We start from the raw sequence: 19522 nt of genomic DNA on the forward strand, positions 1-19522 counted from the left end.
TCTTTATACTAACAAAAAGCCTTCTCATCACAATGAGGAGGCTTTTGTTTTTCCTTGGGCGTGTCATCAGTTGATGTAAAGAAAGATAAAGTAGAAATGACCAAGCTAGAAGGATTTGCTCGCCATGACTTGCCGTCGTTATGCTCTAAGGGATGACCAGTGGAAAAGGCTCAAAGCACCTCACACCTGGACAAGCCTATGATCTAGATGGTGCAGATGTGTTGTTCCTTCAAGACTTAAGGGGAAAAGTCAGAACGTTAAAAGGTTTATTTTGACGCATTCATTGACCTCGCTACCATTCACATCTGGATTAACAAAATATTATTAGTGGGATAGGTTTATAGAAAATTAGTTGTCAGCGTGCCAGCCGATAGAATTTTGCCCAGTGCGATTAGTAGGTTACGAGAAAATCAAAACTTAGAAGAAGCTCAACTCTTACGCTTCATTCTTCTTGGCAGAAGAGAGCCGACTGCCATGCCTAAATAAATCAACAGTAGGGAGGTTGAGGGAGCAAGTTGCACTTTCTATTTTTAGTAAAGATGCAGTGCTAGTCAGCGCAAAAACATCGTCGCAAAAAAATCTAGATTATGGAAAATCAAACGTGAGAAAGTAAATTAGTTTATAGCGATCGCAACAATTGAACTCATCTATTTCCACCCAATCGGGCGCAGATGCTATCAGTTGACCAAACTTGTCCGGGTGAGATACGAATATTGTTGATTACACCTTCTCTTTAGCTGGTGTTGCGATACCGCGTTTAACTAGACCCGCTTCAAGTTCCTTAATGAATTTCAAGTCTTCCTCCAATAGAGGCTGACTTTCGCTAGAAGAAAAGTCATTACTTATAGAGGGATTTTTCTCAAGAAAAGCAAATGCTTGCCGAAATTGACGCGGATTTGCCAAAATTAGCGAGTCAAAGTGACAGGGAATAATCTGCTGAAAATCCCAACTTGCAACTGTATCAGCCCAGTTGAGGACTTGTCTTGGTGCTTGGGGAAGAATAAGGATTTGCAGAATCGGTGCGACAAATGGTCGCCCCTGACCTCGTAGAGCATCGAATGCCTGCTTCCAGGGTTCTTGCCAGCGAAAAGGAAATAAACCAAAGTACGTTTTTAGGGTTCGCTGTGGTGCTTTGAGAGCATCACGAAACATCTGTCCGATTGGAGTAACTTCCAGCACACTAGGACGCAAGTAAAGCGCAAACAATGAAATGCGTTGCCATCCTTTGCGGCGGTTGTCTTCATTGTCCTTGATCGTCTCCAAGGCATTTTCCCTTGCATGAAACAGTAAAGGATAAGGATCTAATTGAACGATTTCCGGCGGGTTTTCTGGTACAGAAAGTATAGAATCAGTTACAAGCAGAGTGTGCGATCGCTTGTGAAACACTGCAACTTCTGCAAAAGATCCTCGTCCTAAATTGATGTCCAATATTGCATAGTCAAACTCCAGAGCAAAGGGAGCAAGGCTTGAATCCTCTGGGAGTTCTTGAGTTCGTTTTTGGGGGAAGCCTAGCCAACTAAGCGGCAGGTTGAACGGGAAACTCCACTGATGCGGGGCAACAAAGACTTGTGCTTGAGGAAAACGTCTAGAAAAGGGACCAACGAAAACTTTATGCTCTAGACCAGAACTGGTTGGCAGTAAGATGTACTTAACTTCACCATGCTTTGTAACCAACTCATTAACCAAGCGGACACACTCAGTTGTTGGAGCAACGGGTGCATAGACCAGAAGTCCTCCGGCAGCAAGTTTGACGACAGTCATGCGAATCGGCACGATGGTGTAGAGAATGCCGTGAAGCTGATCGAATGTCCAAATAGTGTCCTCAACTATTTCCTTACGAAGTGTCCGCCGCCTGCCGTAAGGGTAGACTGGTACAGCAGCCCAGAATGGCCATGACCAATCTTTTGGGTGGGTTAAAGGAAACATCTTTTGCTCAAGTAGTCCTGCCCTTGATTTAGCTTCTTGTGATTTCATCGTCGTTCTATTCACTTAATTTCTAATAATACATGATGCTGCGATTTGCAAAGAATCTAGAATTGCAGATTTCTTTAGAAGTTATATTACAAACAGTTTTCGGTTTGTCTGAAGGTGAACGCTATCAAAAACTCAAGCGATTACTGATATTAATAACAGATGTGTTTCAATCTTCCTTGACTTCTGCCTTCCTCTTTTTCTTATTCCTGCAAAAAGATTTAGGTGCTTGGAGTCTTGGGGAAAAATTCTACGTCTGAGGCAGCAAATTGATCAATTACTCTATCCAGAAATTGCAGAGCGTCGGCTACAAAACGATCCTAACCGCATCAATATCCTTTCCTTACTTATGTCAGCCAAGGATGAACAAGGTGAATCGATGAGCGATTAACAGTCGCGCGATGAAATGATGACATTGCTGCTAGCTGGAGATGAAACTACAGCATCAGCAATGGCTTGGGGTTTGTATTGGATTCATCGTTTACCAGAAGTACGTGAAAAAATGCTCCAAGAATTAAATCTTCTTGGTGATTCTTCTAACCCTATGAGCATCGTGCAATTATCTTATCTGACTACGGTCTGTAATGAAATTTTACGAATTTATCCTGTAGCTATGCTTACTTTCCCTAGAGTAATCCAAGAATTAACTGAACTATTGGGACATCATTTAGAGCCTGGGACAGTAATGATTGGCTGCATTTATCTTTTACATCAACGAGAAGATTTATACCCAGAGCACCAGCAATTTCACCTTCAACGCTTTTTGAATCGCCAATTTTCTTTCTCCCTATGAATTTATGCCATTTGATCCTAGTGTTCGTCGCTGTGTGGGTGATGCTTTGGCTCCCTTTGAAATGAAGCTTGTTTTAGCAATTATTATGTCACACTATAAACTAGCGTTGGTTGAGAATCAACCAGAAAAGCTACAGCGCAGAAGTATTACACTGGCTCTTAAGCATGGAGTCAAGATGAGATTTGACGACAATTAGGACGTGTGCCGATTCCGAAAATTCAACGATACTTTATATCACTACCAGCCAATCGCACACCACCGATTTACACCCACTAGCAAAATTCACAGCCATCTGTCACTGACGCAAATATCGATTCCAAAACGATTCACCATCACCAACGCCGACAGTCTCGCCAACTGTGGAAATTAGCTGTTGGTAGAACTGACCAACATTTTCTAAACCTTATCTACAATCTATAGATGATGTTTTTTGTCAATACGTAAGTCGTAATAGCTATCACTTAACCAAAATAACTTGCATTCTCCTAATCGAGTAAGAGGATGCTAAAAATAGCACCTCACAAGCCGTACTGCTTGGTGAAAAAGAGCGCTAATTGGGATTAAACAACCACAAAATTCTTTTCGGTTACTGATAATCCAGCAGATATTTGTGCAAATTGTACCTGAGTAAACCCAGATGCACTACCGTCTTGGTCAAACTATAATGCACTTGTAGCGCTGTTGTAAATAAATCGCTCTTCGCTAGTGGTTGGAGATGTTCCGAGGGGAAACTGATTTTTCTAAAGTGAACCTATTTATAACCCGCGTCTGTCATGAATTTTATTACTAAGGATGGATGATTTTCAGTTCAACAAACTCGTATTTAATATTACAAATAGTGAAATACTATATTTGTAGGTAATTAATTTTCCTGGGCTACCAAGGAGTAATAATGGTTTTAAGTCAATATCAACGTGCTGTAGGCGTATTTACTCATCGTCGAGATGCAGAACAAGCACTACATGAGTTGAGAGATTCTGGCTTGGCAATGGAAAAAGTATCTGTAGTTGTACAGAATACAGACCGCACTCATGAGATTAGTGATGAAATAGGTGATAAATCCGACGAAGGCGCAACGGTAGGAGGGCTTTCAGGGGGCGCTGTCGGTGGGTTGACTGGTTTATTAGTAGGTCTAGGTACTTTAGCAATCCCTGGAGTTGGGCCAATAATGCTGGCTGGAGCAGCTGCAACCGCTTTGGTTACAACCCTTGTAGGGGCAAGCATTGGTGCAGCTACTGGGACTTTTGCTGGTGCATTAGTTGGTTGGGGAATGTCAGAAGAGCAAGCTAGAGCATATAACCAGCGAGTAGAGGTTGGACACTATTTAATAATCGTAGATTGTACATCTTTTGAAGTTGCTAAAGTAGAAGCAATTCTTCTGCGTTGGGGTATTGAAGAGTTTGGCATTTATGAGCATCTCAACAGTGAACATGGAACTACAAATTATCTGACCACCACAACTTCTGCTACTGCCATTTCTAATAAAAGTGGGATTTTAAGCAAATATGCTGTTAGTGACTTTAATAACATAGATAATGTTGAAGCTGCAATTAATGATATCTGTGCCGCAGGTTTCCCAGTAAACCAGATTTCCCTAATTTGCAAAGACTTTTCTCAATTTAAAGGATCAATAGGTGTTAATTTAAGTGAGCGCTTTGACGCTATGAGGCTAGGAATAGGAGATGAGTGGGCACGCTTTTACAACGAGCAAATTGAGCAAGGCAATTACATACTCATCGTTAATGGCACAGACAATGAGCTTGATTACGTTAGCTCTATTTTGGGTAATTGGGGCGTTCAAAAAATTAAAATTTATGACCCAATGTTAATTCGTTCCTAAAAGCGAGTACCGGAAAACTTAATAGTGAAACGCCCAAACCCCTGCTCTGGAAAGATTATTGTTCTTAGAGGATGTTTGAAAAGTATTTTTGGTAACATTTAAGCTCTCGGAAAGCTAAACCCCCGCGCCTTCTTCCCTACAAAAGAATGGGGGTTTCAAAGCCTCACGACCTTTGGGGGAGAGGAATGGAAGCGGGGTTTTGAGTATACTTTACAACTTTTCAAACAACCTCTTAGAGGGTGTTTATAAATAAAAAATAAAGAGCACCGCATTCATTTCCCAGGACACGTATTTTAAAAGAGACAGTCGTCGTATTTGAATCGGATGCCATGAGTCGAAAACCTTATCCCACAGACGTTTCCGATGTCGAGTGGGATTTGATAAAATCAATGATTCCAGCAGAACGTAAGCGAAAGCGTGGAAAAAAGCGTGAAGTAGATATGCGCGAAGTAGTAAATGCGATTTTTTACATATTGCGTGCAGGTTGCTCGTGGCGAATGATGCCTCACGATTTACCTGCATGGCAAACAGTATATTCATATTTCCGACGCTGGGAGCGTAAAGGGGTATGGCAAAAAATTCATACCGTACTGCGATGCCTACGGCGGCAAGCTACGCAACTGCGTAAAATTGAAGGACGAGACGTAGAACCATCTGCTGGAATTATAGACTCTCAAACGGTTAAAACAACTGAAAAAGGAGGGATTGATGGTTATGATGCCGGAAAAAAGATTAATGGTCGTAAACGCCATATTCTTGTCGATACGATGGGTTTACTTTTAATCGTTGTTGTACATGCTGCTTCAATTCAAGACCGTGACGGAGCAAAGCTTGTACTAAATAAAATTCGATATTCTTTCCCCAAATTACATTTAATTTGGGCGGATGCTGGATATGCAGGAAAACTAGTCGATTGGGTCAGATATTTTATTGGTTGTGTAATCGAGATCGTCAAACGCTCTGATGACGCTTCAGGTTTTAAAGTATTACCTCGACGTTGGGTTGTAGAGCGTACACTTGCATGGCTTGGTCGCTATCGTCGTCTAAGTAAAGATTACGAATATCATCCTCAAACAAGCGAAACCATGATATACGCCGCTATGACGCATCTAATGTTACGTCGATTAGCCCACAATCATCGTTGCTCAACTGCTTAAGATTTATTTTATAAACAACCTCTTAGAGCTTAGAGAAAATAAAGAACAAGAAAAAGCCGTTCTTCCGGGACTTGGATAAAATATCACTACTCAAAAAGAGCTTGATGCTTGCAATATCGTTAAGCGTATTATTCAAAGTGCTGGCTATGATCCAATACAGTTCAGTTAAGCATTTTTTCTTTTCTTTCTTCTCTTCTTTCTCTTCTCTACGAGAGGCTGCGCCAACGAGACGCTGCGCGAACGTGTCCTTTGCGTCCTACCCTGCGGGAAGCCGCTTTGCGTCTATGCAGTTCGTTAAAAAAATTCACTTTGACAAAAAGTAAAGCCTTAACTGAATCGTATTGCGTTCTAGGGCAACTCTTCCACTTTTTCTACCTTAGTAGAATGTTGTTGTGTAGAGAAGTATTTTGAAAGAATAATGTCTTGCACTAACAGATCAGTAATTTTTTTTATCTGTACTTGAGTGGATAGCTTTGTTCAAATCCCGCAGCAAGTTTTCTTCTGCATCTTGCTCTTGCTTGAGTTCTCGAATCATTTCTTGACTAGAACCAATCAGCAAGCCAGCAACTGCACCAACGATCGCGTATTTTTGCTCCAAATTTTGATACATTTGACTCGTGTAAGGGCAAGGAAGTAAACTAGCAGCAATAAAACCAATTCCTGCACCCACAAATGCTGTCACAAAGCCAGAGAAAGCGATCAATCTAGCATTCATTTGCTTTACTCCAATGCTTATAAATTTGCTAAATTATCAGGGGATACTTTACATTGTCTCAGCGTCTCCTAAAGTTGGAACTTAATCTTTACCTCTTGTAATAGAAGGCAGAGTGGGGGAGCAGGAGGAGCAGAGGAAGCAGGGGGAGCAGATATCTGATAGTCGTCTTGGATAGAGGAATTTAGTGATTTAATTTTTGGACTTCCCTAACTCCCAACTCCCTATTTCCTTTTTTACTTGCTTGAATCATTACGTCTGTTATCATCATCAGCGTTTTGCCTGACAATTACAGATGAATGTTGATGAGCGTTCGTGGAAGACGTTGCCGAAGGTATCGCTCTTGATTGTCCATCTTGGTTTCCATCTTGGTTTCCATTTGCGGATGGCGGTTGAGAACGATTAGCAGGTTTATTCTTCAAGAAACGCTCTTCCAAAGTCTTGATGATTACGTACAGGACTGGAACAATCAGCAAACTCAAAATCGTTGCTACGAGTAGCCCACCAAATAAGGCTGTTCCTAACGACCAGCGCGAGGCAGAACCGGCTCCGGTGGCGATTACCAGGGGGAAAAATCCCAGCAAGGAGGCGCTTGAAGTCATTACAATCGGTCGGAACCTTTCTTGCGCTGCGGTTACGGCTGCTTGTCGAATTGTCATACCTTCTTCAAGGGCTTGATTGGCAAACTCGACAATCAAAATGGCGTTCTTTGACGCTAATCCAATCAGCATCACTAACGCCACGTTTGCGTAGACATCATTAACCAAACCGCGCAAAGCTAATGCACTCAATGCACCTAACAACGCTAACGGTACAGTTAACAGAATAATCGCCGGATCAATATAACTTTCATACTGAGCAGCCAGGGTCAGAAACACCATAATGATCCCGAAGCCAAAAATCAAAATCCCCAAGTTACCTGCACTTAATTCTTCGCGGGCAGTTCCAATCCAATCACTGCCAACCCCCGGTGTTGCTGCTTCAGTCACCGCTTGTTGCATTGCCTGAATCGCCTGTCCACTACTGTAGCCCGATGCTTCTCTACCTTGTAAATCGATCGCGCGGAAGCCGTTGTAATGGGAGATCACAGATGGCCCTGTAGTAGGTGTGATTTTTGCAACCTCACTCAATGGCACCATTTGGTTATTTGCCGATCGCACATAAAGCCGCTGAATATCATCTGGCGATCGCCGATAGTTCGCATCTGCCTGAACATATACGCGGTAGCTACGCTGTCCCAAAGTAAAATCGTTAACATACTGGGAGCCAATTGCAGCCCCAAGTGTGGTGACAGCTTCTTGAAAATCGATGTTAAGTGCTTCTAAACGAGTGCGATCGAAGTCAATTTGAAACTGTGGTGTACTAGCTGTAAACTGGGTAAAAACACCGCCTTTGAGCGCTGGTTTTTGATTCGCTTGGGCGAGCACAGCTTGAGCATTAGCAAAAAAATCATTTATTGTCAATCTTCCATTAGTACGGTCTTCTAGCTGTAACTCAAATCCCCCTAAAGTACTAAAGCCTTGAATCGGCGGGGGACTAACTGCGGTGATAATAGCTTCTGGAATCCTTGCAAATGCCCCATTTATTCGGGTTAAGATTGCAGAGGCAGTTTGATCAGGTTGAGTGCGCTCCTCCCACGGCTTGAGTTTTGCAAAAAAGACACCGCGATTTGAACCACTACCTGCAAAGCCAAATCCCGAAGTGGCGAAAACGTTACTCACCTCTGGTTCTTTTTCGAGAATTTGTTCGAGTTTTGTAATTACTTGATCGGTATAGTTGAGGGCAACTCCATCTGGCCCTTGAATAATACCTAAGACAATTCCCTGGTCTTCACTCGGAACAAACCCGGTGGGAACATGGGTAAACATAAAATAAGTCGCAGCTAAACCAACCACAAATAATCCGATTACCGCATAACGAAGGCGAATCAGAAAATTCACGATCGCTAAATACTTTTCAATGATCCATTGTAAAATTTGATTGAAACGGCTAAAAAACCAACCAAGCGGGCCGCGTGCAGGCCGAGGCGGGCGGAGCAAAATTGCAGATATACTGGGACTAAAGGAAAGGGCATTAAACGTTGATATGGCGATTGAAAAAGCAATGATCAACGCGAACTGTTGATACATTTTTCCTGTCGAACCTGGGAAAAATGCCACCGGGATAAAAACTGCCATCAATACCAGCGATGTTGAAACTACCGCTCCGGTAAGTTCATCCATTGCCTCGACTGATGCTTGAAGTGGTCGCATTCCCTGTTCAACTTTGCGGGCGATCGCTTCAACAACGATAATGGCATCATCTACAACTAATCCTGTTGCCAAAATTAAGCCAAATAACGTCAAATTATTCAACGAGAATTTAAACACGTAAGCGAATGCTAACGCCCCAATCAGTGAAACGGGAATGGAAACCAGGGGAATAATTGTGGCTCGCCAGTTTTGCAGAAACAGAAAAATCACCAGTACCACAAGAGCGATCGCTTCAACTAGTGTTTTCAGCACTTCTTCGAGTGACGCTTGCACAAATCCAACGGTATCGTAGACAATCTCAGATTTTAAGCCTGGTGGAAAGTCTTTCATCAACTCATTCATCTGAGCCTGAACGTTTTTTGCCACATCCAGGGCGTTACTACCAGGTAATTGATAAATTGCTATCCCAATCGACGGCTTACCATTATTTCTGGCATTGCTGCTGTAAGTCTCCGAGCCGAGTTCTGCACGACCGACATCTTGGAGTTTAATTAAATTGCCATTACTTCCAGCTCGAATGACTAGATTTTCAAACTCTGACGCATTTTTAAATTGACCATTGACTCGCAACGGAATTTCATAACTTTGACCTGGAGGTATAGGCGATTGACCTAACGTTCCGGCTCCTGCGAGAATGTTTTGCGATCGCAATGCCGTGGAGACATCTGCCACAGTTAAGCCTCGACTTGCCAGTGCATTTGGATCAAGCCACAACCTCATTGCATACTGCTTTTCACCAAAAATTGTTAAATCCCCAACTCCCGGTGTTCTCAGCAGTTGATCTCGCAAATTTAGGTCAATATAGTTACTAATAAACAGCGCGTCATACTCATTATTTTCTGGATAAAGAGCATAGACTAACAAAATACTTGTAGAAGATGTTTGTGCTGTCACACCGAATTGTTGCACCGTTGTCGGTAAGCGAGGTGTAGCACGGGCAAGACGATTCTGGACGTTAACTTGGGCAATATTTTTATCTATTTGTGACCCAAAATATACTGAAATTTGGCTACTACCTGCTGAACTGTTTGAGGTCATGTACTGCATTCCCTCAACACCGTTAATCTGTCGCTCCAGCGTAGTTGTTACCGCAGTTTCGACAGTTTCCACATCCGCCCCAGTATAGGAAGCTGAGACTTGAACGCGAATCGGTGCAATATCTGGTAAGTAATTAAGTGGCAGCAACGGAATACACACGCCACCGACAATCAGAATGAGTAGAGTGCAAACGGTAGTTAATACTGGGCGTTTGATAAAGGTATTCGCGATCGAAAAAATCATAAATTATCCTGGATTTATGATACTGGTTGGATTGGTGCGCCTTCTCTAAGTTTGAGAATGCCAGAAGTTACAATCGTTTCGCCGGATTTAAGCCCATCGATAACTTGATAATTTGTGCCTTGAATATCTCCCAGGCGCACTAAACGCTGATGCACAACTTGCTGCTGTTGTCCATTTACGGTTTTGTTTTCGGTGACAAACACAAAACTTTGTCCACCAATGCGAGAAATTGCAACGGTGGGAATCAAGATACCTGGTTGTCGATTCCAAATCACACGAGCTTGAACGTATTGTCCATCGCGCAATCGCCCTTGGGAATTCCGAAAGCGGGCTTTGCTCAAAACTGACTGTTGGTTAGAACTTACATTTGGAGAAATGTAGCTAATCGCACCTGTACCAAGCACTTGCTGGGTGGTGGGATCGATTAACTCAACGGGTAAGTTCGTTCGTAATTGGCCTAATCGATTTGAGGGTATAGAAAGATTGAGATCCAGTGAATCGTTTTGTGTGAGTGTGGTAATTGTTTGTCCAATGTTGACATAATCTCCAACCTTGACCGGAAATTCACCGACTACGCCATTAATGGGTGCTACCACTTGCTTGAAACCGAGGTTGACTTGTGCCGCAGCCGTGCTTGCTTGAGCTTGGCGGATATTTGCCTGTGCTTGCCGGACGGCTGCCCCCGATGCTGTGACTTGTTTTTCGGCTGCTTGCAGGTCTGCGATCGCACTTTGTAAATTATTTCTAGCAACGTCTGACTCTTGTCTAGCTATGGCTCCTTGGCTAACTAACTGTTGGGTACGATTGGATTGTGTCCGTTGCAACTGAACATTTGCGGCTGCTTTGGTGCGTTGGGCTTCGGCTTGTTGTTGCTGTGCTTGGGCAGTTGCTAATGCTGCTTGGGCGGAACTTGCAGCTGCGATCGAACTGGCGACATTAGCCTGAGTCTGATCTAAACTCAGGGATGCGATCGGCGTACCCTGCTGCACTCGCTGACCACTCGATACGAGAATCGATTCGATTCGTCCCTGAGTTTGGGGCTGTAGTATGACTTTTTGCTGCGCCTCCAACGACCCGACAAACTGGGAACTTTCTTCGATTGTGCCTGCATCAATTTTCTGAAGTTTTACCGGCAATGGTGGCGGGCTTTGAGCATTTGCTGCTGGATCGTTTTTTTGACAACCACTGGTCAATGCTGTGAGCATTAGCGTGATAACGAATACTGGACTTGCGAATAAACAGTATAAGTATTTAAGTAAATAAGAACGTTTTAACATGAAATAAAATGCTGATCAGCTAATTTTATACACTGCATAACTTTTCCATCTCAAGTTAAGGGATTCAGAAAGCCTAAGAACTCCAGAATTGCCGCAGTAAATTTTCTAGGTATCTAGATATTTGGTTGATCATTCAGATGCGTCTTTCGTCTGAATTGCGGCTTTACCTCAAGCAAACTCATTTTTAAAAAATCTCTGGATTAATATTAGATGAGTCCAACGGATTAAAAAAATTACCAGAGGTAGAGATAATTAAGTTTGTAGGGTAGATATAGCGGGCAATGCTTGTTAGTAATGCAAACCTTCCTTTCCGAGGGGCGCTACTGTGTATGCACAAGTTTTTTAGAGTTACTGCGTAACGTAGAGTAAGTTAATGTTTTGCAGGTCAATGCAACAAAGGTGCAGGTCGATGCAACAAAGGTTCAGTTTAAGAGACTTATGTGTATACCGTAGCCGACGGGCGAGAGGGACAGATTTGAACTAAAGTTCAAGTCAGGGAGAGGTTCGTCGAACTGACGTTGAGTAAATGGGGTATCAATAAATTATCCTGTCATAAATGATATGCATAAAATAGCAATATCTTTTACTTCCTTTAGTTATATCTAAATTTATTTAATCTATTTTTTTAGAAAAAGTTATTCTAAAATTTGCAAACAAAACCATGACTTTAGTCATAGTTCAAGCGTACACAAGATAAAAAATAATTGTTAAATTTAGTAAAGATTCGCAGTAATTGCACAGTTAAAAGGTTCGATTTCTATCGGAGCTTGTGACTGAATTTTGTTCATTACTCTTTCAGCAACGTCATTTTTTTATGTGTAGATTAATTGGCTACCTTGGTAATTCCATCCTATTAGATGAGTTGCTGTATAAACAGGAGCATTCGCTTTACAAACAAAGTTACAGTCCTTTGGAATTAAAATCAGGAGTAGTTTGTGCAGACGGGGTGGGTGTAGGCTGGTATGACGAAGTGGGTAAACCCTTTATTTACCGAAATACGATCCCGATGTGGAACGATCCGAATCTGGAAGAGTTGAGCAACTATGTAGAATCTACTTGTACTGTCGGCTATGCGCGATTGGCTGGGATAGGTGAATCGCTCGACATTAGCAATTGTCAGCCATTTCGCAGTGGGAAACTGTTGTTTGTGCATAATGGCGAAATCTCAAACTTTCAACAGACTCTCTATAGACCAATCCGTGACAGCCTCTCTGATTCCACATACGGCCTGATTAAAGGCATGACTGACTCTGAACATATCTTCGCCTTGTTAGTGGAAATGTGGCAGTCATCTCCAGACAGCACTCTGTTCTCAGCCTTACATGCTACGGTTCAAAAATTGACTGAGTTAGCATCAAAATACGACACCAGCTTTAGTGCCAATATAATTGTCACCGATGGTCAAGCAATTGCAGCAATTCGCTACGCTTATCGTACACAAGCTCCTACTCTTTATTGGTCTTGTGATGCACTCAAGCACCCAGACGAAATTATTGTTGCCTCTGAGCGTTTATCTAATCAAAATTGGACTGCTTTTGGTGAGCAAAGTATGCTATTTTTTCAAGCTCAGTCATTACAGCCAACAATTAGTCTGTTGGATAAATTTGCTTAATTAAGGTTAGATAAACATTGCGGCAGGTTACTGTTATAAAATAACTCTTACCATTATTGGTAAGAGTTTAAAAATAAAATTGATATCAATTTATCAGTAGCGATCGCCTGCATCTAAGATGATTTGCTTATCACGGGAGGCATTCATACTAAATATTTGGGAGTGGGGTTCTTTTCTTATGGGTAATTTGGCAGTTAATTCTTAATCACTGATTTTTTTTGTATGCCCAAGTTGAATTAATAGCCAAGCTCCTCCAGAGGATATCAATAACAATGGTGTCAACCAATCACCCCAACGCACATATAAAGTCTGCGTTTGTCGCCGATAAATTGTTTCAGCATGAGTTTCGTAAGTATTATATCCAGATATCCACAAGGTTCTGCCGTGAGGATCTATAAAGCCTGAATATCCTGTATTAGTTGCTCGTGCTGACCATCTATCAGTTTCAATTGCCCGCATGATATCCTGTGCATGGTGCTGAAATGGCATCGATGCAGTGTAATGGGCATCGTTAGAAGAACTGAGGATAAATTGCCCACCCGCAGCAGCTTGACGGCGAAATTGCTCAGGAAAAGCAGATTCATAACATATACTAGCGATCGCCCGACCAAAAGGAGTATCAAATATTTGATTTGCCGAACCCGGAACTTGGTGTGCTTCCAAAGGCGACAAGCGTTGAACTATCCCACCTAAAATTCCTTCAAAGGGAATATATTCTCCCAAAGGTACTAGTTTGGACTTATCATAGCGGCTGACAATTTCACCCTTACTGTTGAAAGTAAACAAGCTAATTGTATAACTGTCTCCCCGTTCGCCAAAAGCCCCAATCCAAGCAACTACACCTTTTGCCTTCACGGCTGCGACTAAAGCAGTTTCCATCAAGTTACGCTGGAAAATAGGTAAGGCTCCTTCTGGGGTGAGGACTGCATCTACACCTTGGTCTGCTAAAGTTAGATATCCATTGGTATAGTTTTCTTGGGCGCGACGAAACCCTTCGGAACTTCGTAAAAGTCGGTTTGGGATATTACCCTGAACAATCCCCACTTTCAAGGCTGCTTCTGGTAATTGGGCGATGGGACGGCTATATAAGATAAAACCTATAAGGTGTAAGGTAATTAATAATCCTGTAGCGATAACCCAGTATTTATTAACGAACCGCAGAGGCGCAGAGAAGCCAGCGCGTTGGGGAGACACTGCGTTGCGCGGGTTCCCCGCGTTGAAGCAAGTGTCGTCAGGTTCCCCGACTTGTAGCAACTGGCGCGACACAGAGGAAATCTTGGCGTCTTGGCGGTTCGTCCATCCTTCAGCAATCAAGCCATTCACGGCAACGATCGCAGCTGTCACAGTATTAGGCCCAGAGAGTTGCCCCAAATGTAAAATTACAATATTGTGCGGACTTTGGGTGTAAGCAAGAGAACTCCACCACAAAGGGCCAGCACTCCATAGACTCTCTAAGCCACACCAGATGGCTGTACCAATCAGTATACGTAGCCACGGTTTTTGTCCGTTCAGGCGAACCATCACAGCCGCCCAAATACTAACGAATACCCCTCCCAAGAGGCTGATAAATCCCCAACAAAAAAGGGTGATTAACAAACTTGGCAACCAAGGAACGCCCAACCATGTCATCGGATGAATTCCGGTAATCCAAGATAGGGCGACACCGTGATAACCGATACCCCAGAAGAAAGCAGGGGGGGATTGGTTTTTGCGTTTGGCTGAAGTGACAACTAGCACCCATAAGGGGACTATGGCAATCCAAGCCAAAAACCATGCACCTACAGGGGCTACGGTTAGCCCCATTAAAATGCCGCTAGCTAAGGCAGTCAAGCAAGGGAGTGAAGAGATAAACCTCTCCCCCTGCCTCCCCTGCAACGCCAGCTCCCCCTGCTTTTTACTCTGCTTCTTCTGCATCGGCAGCATCAGGTGGAACTACTGCCACTCCGGTAATGGCGTCATCTTCGTCTAAACGCTGCACTCTGACTCCAGTTGCCGATCGCGATTGGATAGAAATCGCATTAACCGCTTGACGGATGATAATACCGCGATTTGTCACCATCATGATTTCATCATCATCATTGTTGACAATGCGTAGGGTTGCTAACTTGTCTTTGGTTTTGCGGTTTTTGAACTTGGTTGCCATTAAACCCTGACCAGCACGGTTTTGCAGGCGGAACTGGGCAACTGGTACGCGCTTACCATATCCTCCCATTGTAATTACCAACACCCAAGGGCCAACAATGCCACTGCTAGGCACTTCTGCGGACTCTTCATTAGTTTCGGTCATTTCGATATCTTCTGTTTCGATTGTTTCGATATCTTCAGTTTCGGCTTCTGTAACTATATCCAAAGTTTCAAGAATTGCTGCGGGGAGGATATCCATACCCACCAGTTCATCTTTATTTTTGAGTTTCATGGCTTTTACCCCACGAGTCGCCCTACTTAAAGGACGCAGTTGTTCGTGGTTGCACCGGAAGTTAATCGCCATCCCGTTACGAGAACCAATGATTACACTGTCCTCTACTCTAGCGCGTCGCACCCAGCGCAGTTGGTCGCCTTCTTCTAAGGAAATCGCAATCAAACCATTGGCGCGAATGTGACTAAACGCTGCCAATTCGGTTTTTTTGATATTGCCGCCCTTAGTGAGCATGACCAGATATTCTTCACTGCTAAACTCGTCAACCGGTACAATCGAGGTGATTTTTTCCTCTTTGGGAATCGGTAGCATCTGGACAATTGGTGTGCCGCGACTGGTACGCGAACTCGCTGGAATTTGATAAGCTCTCAGGCAATAAACAACACCACGCTCACTAAAGAATAAAATACTGTCGTGATCGCAGCAAGTCAAAAAATGCTCAATGGTATCATCATCTTTCACCTTGGCTGCGGCTTTGCCTCTGGTAGCACGGCTTTGCGCTTCAAAGGTGTTAACTGGCATCCGTTTGATGTAGCCTTGCTCTGTAACCAGAATTATTGCTTTTTCATTGGCAATTAAGTCACGGTCATCTAATTCCCCTTCCCCTGGTAAAATAACCGTGCGGCGGGGTGTGGCGAAACTAGTTTTTAGTTGCGCGACTTCGGTTTCAATGATTTCTAGCACTCTTTCCCGGCGTGCCAAAATATCTTGCAAATCGGTAATTTTCGCTTGTAATTCCTCGTGTTCCAAACGAATTTTGTCTGCTTCTAAAGCAGTCAAGCGCCGCAATTGCATTTGCAAAATCGCATCTGCTTGCACTTCCGAAAGTCCGTAAGTTGTGATTAATTCGCCTTTGGCTGTCGGCGCATCGGGAGCATGGCGAATCAAGACAATAATTGGATCTAAGTGGGACAGGGCAATTAATAATCCTTGCAGGAGATGGTCGCGTTCTTCGGCTTTCCGCAGTTCGTAACGGGTACGTCTGGCAATGGATTCGATACGGAAATCCAAGAAGACGGTTAAGAACTGCTTGAGGGTGAGTACTTGGGGTTCGCTATTCACCAACGCCAGCATATTTGCGCCGAAGTTGGCTTGCAGTGGCGTTTGCTTGTAGAGGTTGTTCAGCACAACGCGGGGATAAGCATCACGCTTGAGTTCTATGACAACTCGCATCCCGTCGCGATCGCTTTCATCCCGGATATCTGCAATGCCCTCTAGACGCTTCTCGTTCACCATTTCGGCGATTTTTTCAATCAGCGCCGCTTTATTGGTTTGATAGGGCAATTCGGTAATGATAATTGCTTCTCTATCTGGTCGTCCCCGTTGTTCAACGGTTTCAATGTTAGCGACACCACGCATGGTGATGGAACCACGCCCGGTGGTGTAAGCTTCTCGAATGGCAGATGTCCCCAAAATTTGCGCCCCAGTCGGAAAGTCTGGGCCGTGGACATACTGCATTAATTCGAGATCGGTGATTTCTGGATTGTGGATTACAGCCACTAAAGCATCAATCAATTCGCCCAAGTTGTGGGGGGGAATGTTGGTTGCCATACCCACGGCAATCCCAGAGGAACCGTTGAGCAACAACTGGGGAATCCGTGCCGGTAGCACTGTCGGTTCTTGCTGGGAACCGTCGAAGTTATCGGCGAAATCTACGGTTTCATACTCAATGTCGTGGAGTAGACCAGCGCTAGTTAAAGCTTGTAAGCGGCATTCTGTGTACCGCATGGCGGCTGGCGGATCGTTGTCTACCGAACCAAAGTTACCATGTCCGTTAACTAGGGGCGATCGCATGGAAAAATCCTGCGCCATCCGTACCAAGGCATCATATACTGCCGTGTCACCGTGGGGGTGATATTTACCCAACACTTCCCCTACCACACGGGCGCATTTCTTAAAAGGGCGATCGTGGAGCAGACCTAGCTCGTGCATTGCGTAGAGAATGCGACGATGCACAGGTTTTAGACCATCCCTGGCATCTGGCAACGCCCGACCCACTATCACGCTCATGGCGTATTCCAGATAAGACTGCGACATTTCGGTTCGCAAGTCTATCGGGATAATCCTCTCCTGTGAGGTTGTCATAACCTAAAAATCTCCAAAAATCGTAGATTTTAGCTTGTTTACTCAACAAAGCGCAAAATTATTCTAAATTGCTCTTGAATAATTGCCATATTTTGATATAATTCTAGCATGTATTGCTTTTTTTTGCCTGGGTAGCTAACTAAAATATCTAGTAAAAAAAGGTATAATAAATGACGGTAAAGAGGCTTTTAGTTAGTTAAAGAGAGCAATGAACTAAAAGCTTGCTTAGTGCAAATTTACTTAACTTGAAATATGACAGGGTAAATTTAAGAGAACAACTTAAAATTGGCTTTATAAGCTCTTACTTTTATAACCGTTATCTACCAAAAATTTTGAGGATATGATGACTTTCCAACAACTAAAAATAGGTGACTACTTTAGGATAACTGGCATGAGTTCCGATTGCGTATACAGAAAGGCTAACAGTTCACATTGCAGCCTAAATGCTTTATTACAGCCAATCCGAGCAGAAACAAAAGTTACACCGCTTACTGTTGCAGAGATTACTAACTATTTTGCGCTCAAGCAAGAGTTTCTTCAAAGTCTTAGGCAATAAAGGTTTTACGTTTTACTTTACACTCAGGTACACGTTGGTTTTTTTTTGATGAGGCGATGCCTATGGCGGCAAGCTACGCTTCCTGATTAAGTACAATTTCAAACGTTTGTGACAGTTCGTCAATCGAAAAGGAGTTTCATAGTTAGTATATCAGGATATTTTCACGTACAGGAGAGAAAATTTTGGCAGCAGTCCGAGTCCGCCAGCATGTTAATCCACTTGGTAAAAAGTATCAAACACCAGCAAGTCCCCAAGACTTGGAAAAAATTTATGCAAAGCCAAATCAACCACTACATTTAGATATTGGCTGCGCTAAAGGACAGTTTTTGGTAAATATGGCCAAAATAGAACCCAATTGGAATTTTCTCGGTTTGGAAATTCGAGAACCTTTGGTGTTAGAGGCGAATAAGTTACGTTCTAAGTTAGGTTTCACAAACCTGCACTACTTATTTTGCAATGTGAATAACTCACTGCACTCGCTTTTATCTTCCCTCCCTCCAGGAAGTTTACAGCGCGTTACAATTCAATTCCCCGATCCTTGGTTTAAAACCCGCCACGCTAAACGTCGTGTAGTGCAACCAGAACTAGTGGCAGAATTAGCCAGTTATCTTGCAGTTGGAGGAGTTGTATTTCTGCAATCAGATATGGAGTTTGTTGCTGTGGAAATGCGCGATCGCTTTGCTGCTCACCCAGCTTATCAGAAAGTTGGTACAGAAGAATGGTTAGCAGAAAATCCGCTACCAGTCCCCACAGAACGAGAAATAGGTACGCAAAAAAAGGGTGAGCCTGTTTATCGAGCTTTATTTAAAAGGGTGACAAATACAGATTAGCAAGGGCAAGTTCATCTGCGGTGGTTAACTGAGGCTGAATATCAGGATTTGGAATATCAGGGGTAAGATTAGTAATTTTCATAACTTTAACGTTCTGTAAATATCTTCAGACTTTGCATTCAGGTAAGGACGTTGCAAATCAATTTCTCTCAAAGAGAATTGTTGCAGAATCGATGTCATCCGACCTTCTGGGGAATTATCTTCTTGCTGCCAAGCTTCTAACAATCCATTGGCAATAATTTGACAGCGATTTGTACCAAAACTTTCTTTTTCGCCAAATTTTTGGTCTGGTTCTTCTGCGATCGCAATTCTTTGTCGCTGTCCTCCAGACAATAACCCACCTCCTTCACCAATCTGGCTTTCATAACCCATAGGTAACTTTTTAATAAACTCATCAGCACCCGCCAATCGCGCCGCCTCAATAATCTCAGCTAAAGTGGCTTCAGGATGTGCCAAGCTAATATTTTCCCGAATTGTTCCGCCAAACAAAAAGGTATCTTTGAATATTGGCTTAGAAAATTACAAGCCACTTCAAGATATGCATAGACGATGTATTGAGTTTATGCCAGCGTTAAAAGATGCCCAAATTGATTCTCACGAACCTGTTCGTGCGGGTTTACGTCCTTTCCGAAAGCAGAATATTCGTTTAGAGCGAGAATAAGACACTTGCATCATTCATAACTATGGACATGGGGGTGCAGGTGTAATATCATGTCCGGCTAAAGACTTATCATTAAAAC

Annotated in this window: 11 protein-coding genes and 2 pseudogenes; 6 read left to right on the plus strand and 7 right to left on the minus strand. The window is 43.2% G+C overall.

What is annotated here, in order from left to right; translation table 11 throughout:
- Positions 1-720 precede the first annotated feature (720 nt).
- Positions 721-1974, minus strand: a complete 1254-nt coding sequence (locus ACFE90_RS22210) for a DUF4336 domain-containing protein (protein ID WP_375504364.1) — start codon at positions 1972-1974, stop codon at positions 721-723.
- Between the two features lie 62 nt (positions 1975-2036).
- Between ACFE90_RS22210 and ACFE90_RS22215 the strand changes: the two are divergent.
- From ACFE90_RS22215 to ACFE90_RS22225, 3 genes and pseudogenes are all read left to right on the plus strand, one after another.
- Positions 2037-2960, plus strand: a pseudogene (locus ACFE90_RS22215) (cytochrome P450); the annotation flags it as partial.
- A 696-nt stretch (positions 2961-3656) separates the two neighbouring features.
- Entirely contained in the window at positions 3657-4604 is a 948-nt protein-coding gene (locus ACFE90_RS22220; protein ID WP_375504366.1) for a general stress protein, read from the plus strand.
- Between the two features lie 329 nt (positions 4605-4933).
- Entirely contained in the window at positions 4934-5761 is an 828-nt protein-coding gene (locus ACFE90_RS22225; RefSeq protein ID WP_375504368.1) for an IS5 family transposase, read from the plus strand.
- A gap of 436 nt (positions 5762-6197) precedes the next feature.
- Here the strand turns inward: ACFE90_RS22225 and ACFE90_RS22230 are convergent, their stop codons facing one another.
- From ACFE90_RS22230 to ACFE90_RS22240, 3 genes are all read right to left on the minus strand, one after another.
- On the minus strand, positions 6198-6476 hold the full coding sequence (locus ACFE90_RS22230) for a hypothetical protein (RefSeq protein WP_375504370.1): 279 nt from the start codon (positions 6474-6476) through the stop codon (positions 6198-6200).
- A 233-nt stretch (positions 6477-6709) separates the two neighbouring features.
- Positions 6710-10006 (minus strand): efflux RND transporter permease subunit, encoded by a 3297-nt coding sequence (locus ACFE90_RS22235; RefSeq protein WP_375504373.1) that lies wholly within the window; start codon positions 10004-10006, stop codon positions 6710-6712.
- A gap of 14 nt (positions 10007-10020) precedes the next feature.
- Positions 10021-11211 (minus strand): efflux RND transporter periplasmic adaptor subunit, encoded by a 1191-nt coding sequence (locus ACFE90_RS22240; RefSeq protein ID WP_375504375.1) that lies wholly within the window; start codon positions 11209-11211, stop codon positions 10021-10023.
- An 886-nt stretch (positions 11212-12097) separates the two neighbouring features.
- On the opposite strand from ACFE90_RS22240, the gene egtC reads away from it, so the two are divergent.
- Positions 12098-12895: an ergothioneine biosynthesis protein EgtC gene (gene egtC / locus ACFE90_RS22245; RefSeq protein ID WP_375504377.1), complete on the plus strand. Its 798-nt coding sequence runs from the start codon at positions 12098-12100 to the stop codon at positions 12893-12895.
- A gap of 201 nt (positions 12896-13096) precedes the next feature.
- Here egtC and lnt read toward each other — a convergent pair whose 3' ends face one another.
- Positions 13097-14809: an apolipoprotein N-acyltransferase gene (lnt, locus tag ACFE90_RS22250; RefSeq protein ID WP_375504379.1), complete on the minus strand. Its 1713-nt coding sequence runs from the start codon at positions 14807-14809 to the stop codon at positions 13097-13099.
- The gene (gyrA, locus tag ACFE90_RS22255) at positions 14790-17396 is read right to left on the minus strand and encodes a DNA topoisomerase (ATP-hydrolyzing) subunit A (RefSeq protein ID WP_375504381.1); all 2607 of its coding nucleotides are present in this window, start codon (positions 17394-17396) and stop codon (positions 14790-14792) included. The genes lnt and gyrA overlap by 20 nt, the downstream gene beginning before the upstream one ends.
- A gap of 738 nt (positions 17397-18134) precedes the next feature.
- On the opposite strand from gyrA, the gene trmB reads away from it, so the two are divergent.
- Positions 18135-18782, plus strand: coding sequence for a tRNA (guanosine(46)-N7)-methyltransferase TrmB (gene trmB, locus ACFE90_RS22260; RefSeq protein WP_375504383.1), 648 nt, complete (start codon positions 18135-18137; stop codon positions 18780-18782).
- 78 nt (positions 18783-18860) lie between these two features.
- Here the strand turns inward: trmB and ACFE90_RS22265 are convergent.
- A pseudogene (locus ACFE90_RS22265) lies at positions 18861-19283 on the minus strand (T3SS effector HopA1 family protein); the annotation flags it as partial.
- On the opposite strand from ACFE90_RS22265, the gene ACFE90_RS22270 reads away from it, so the two are divergent.
- Positions 19282-19443, plus strand: a complete 162-nt coding sequence (locus ACFE90_RS22270; protein WP_375504385.1) for a hypothetical protein — start codon at positions 19282-19284, stop codon at positions 19441-19443. The pseudogene ACFE90_RS22265 and the gene ACFE90_RS22270 sit on opposite strands and share 2 nt — an antisense overlap.
- Positions 19444-19522: the final 79 nt, after the last annotated feature.

The organism is uncultured Nostoc sp., assembly GCF_964245445.1.
GTDB lineage: Bacteria > Cyanobacteriota > Cyanobacteriia > Cyanobacteriales > Nostocaceae > Nostoc.

Excerpts from the sequence above, each read along its gene's own strand:
- ACFE90_RS22235 (WP_375504373.1), bottom strand. The coding sequence starts at position 10,006 with ATGATTTTTTCGATCGCGAATACCTTTATCAAACGCCCAGTATTAACT.
- ACFE90_RS22210 (WP_375504364.1), bottom strand. The coding sequence starts at position 1,974 with ATGAAATCACAAGAAGCTAAATCAAGGGCAGGACTACTTGAGCAAAAG.
- gyrA (WP_375504381.1), bottom strand. The coding sequence starts at position 17,396 with ATGACAACCTCACAGGAGAGGATTATCCCGATAGACTTGCGAACCGAA.
- ACFE90_RS22230 (WP_375504370.1), bottom strand. The coding sequence starts at position 6,476 with ATGAATGCTAGATTGATCGCTTTCTCTGGCTTTGTGACAGCATTTGTG.
- ACFE90_RS22225 (WP_375504368.1), top strand. The coding sequence starts at position 4,934 with ATGAGTCGAAAACCTTATCCCACAGACGTTTCCGATGTCGAGTGGGAT.
- egtC (WP_375504377.1), top strand. The coding sequence starts at position 12,098 with ATGTGTAGATTAATTGGCTACCTTGGTAATTCCATCCTATTAGATGAG.
- ACFE90_RS22220 (WP_375504366.1), top strand. The coding sequence starts at position 3,657 with ATGGTTTTAAGTCAATATCAACGTGCTGTAGGCGTATTTACTCATCGT.
- lnt (WP_375504379.1), bottom strand. The coding sequence starts at position 14,809 with ATGCAGAAGAAGCAGAGTAAAAAGCAGGGGGAGCTGGCGTTGCAGGGG.
- ACFE90_RS22240 (WP_375504375.1), bottom strand. The coding sequence starts at position 11,211 with ATGCTCACAGCATTGACCAGTGGTTGTCAAAAAAACGATCCAGCAGCA.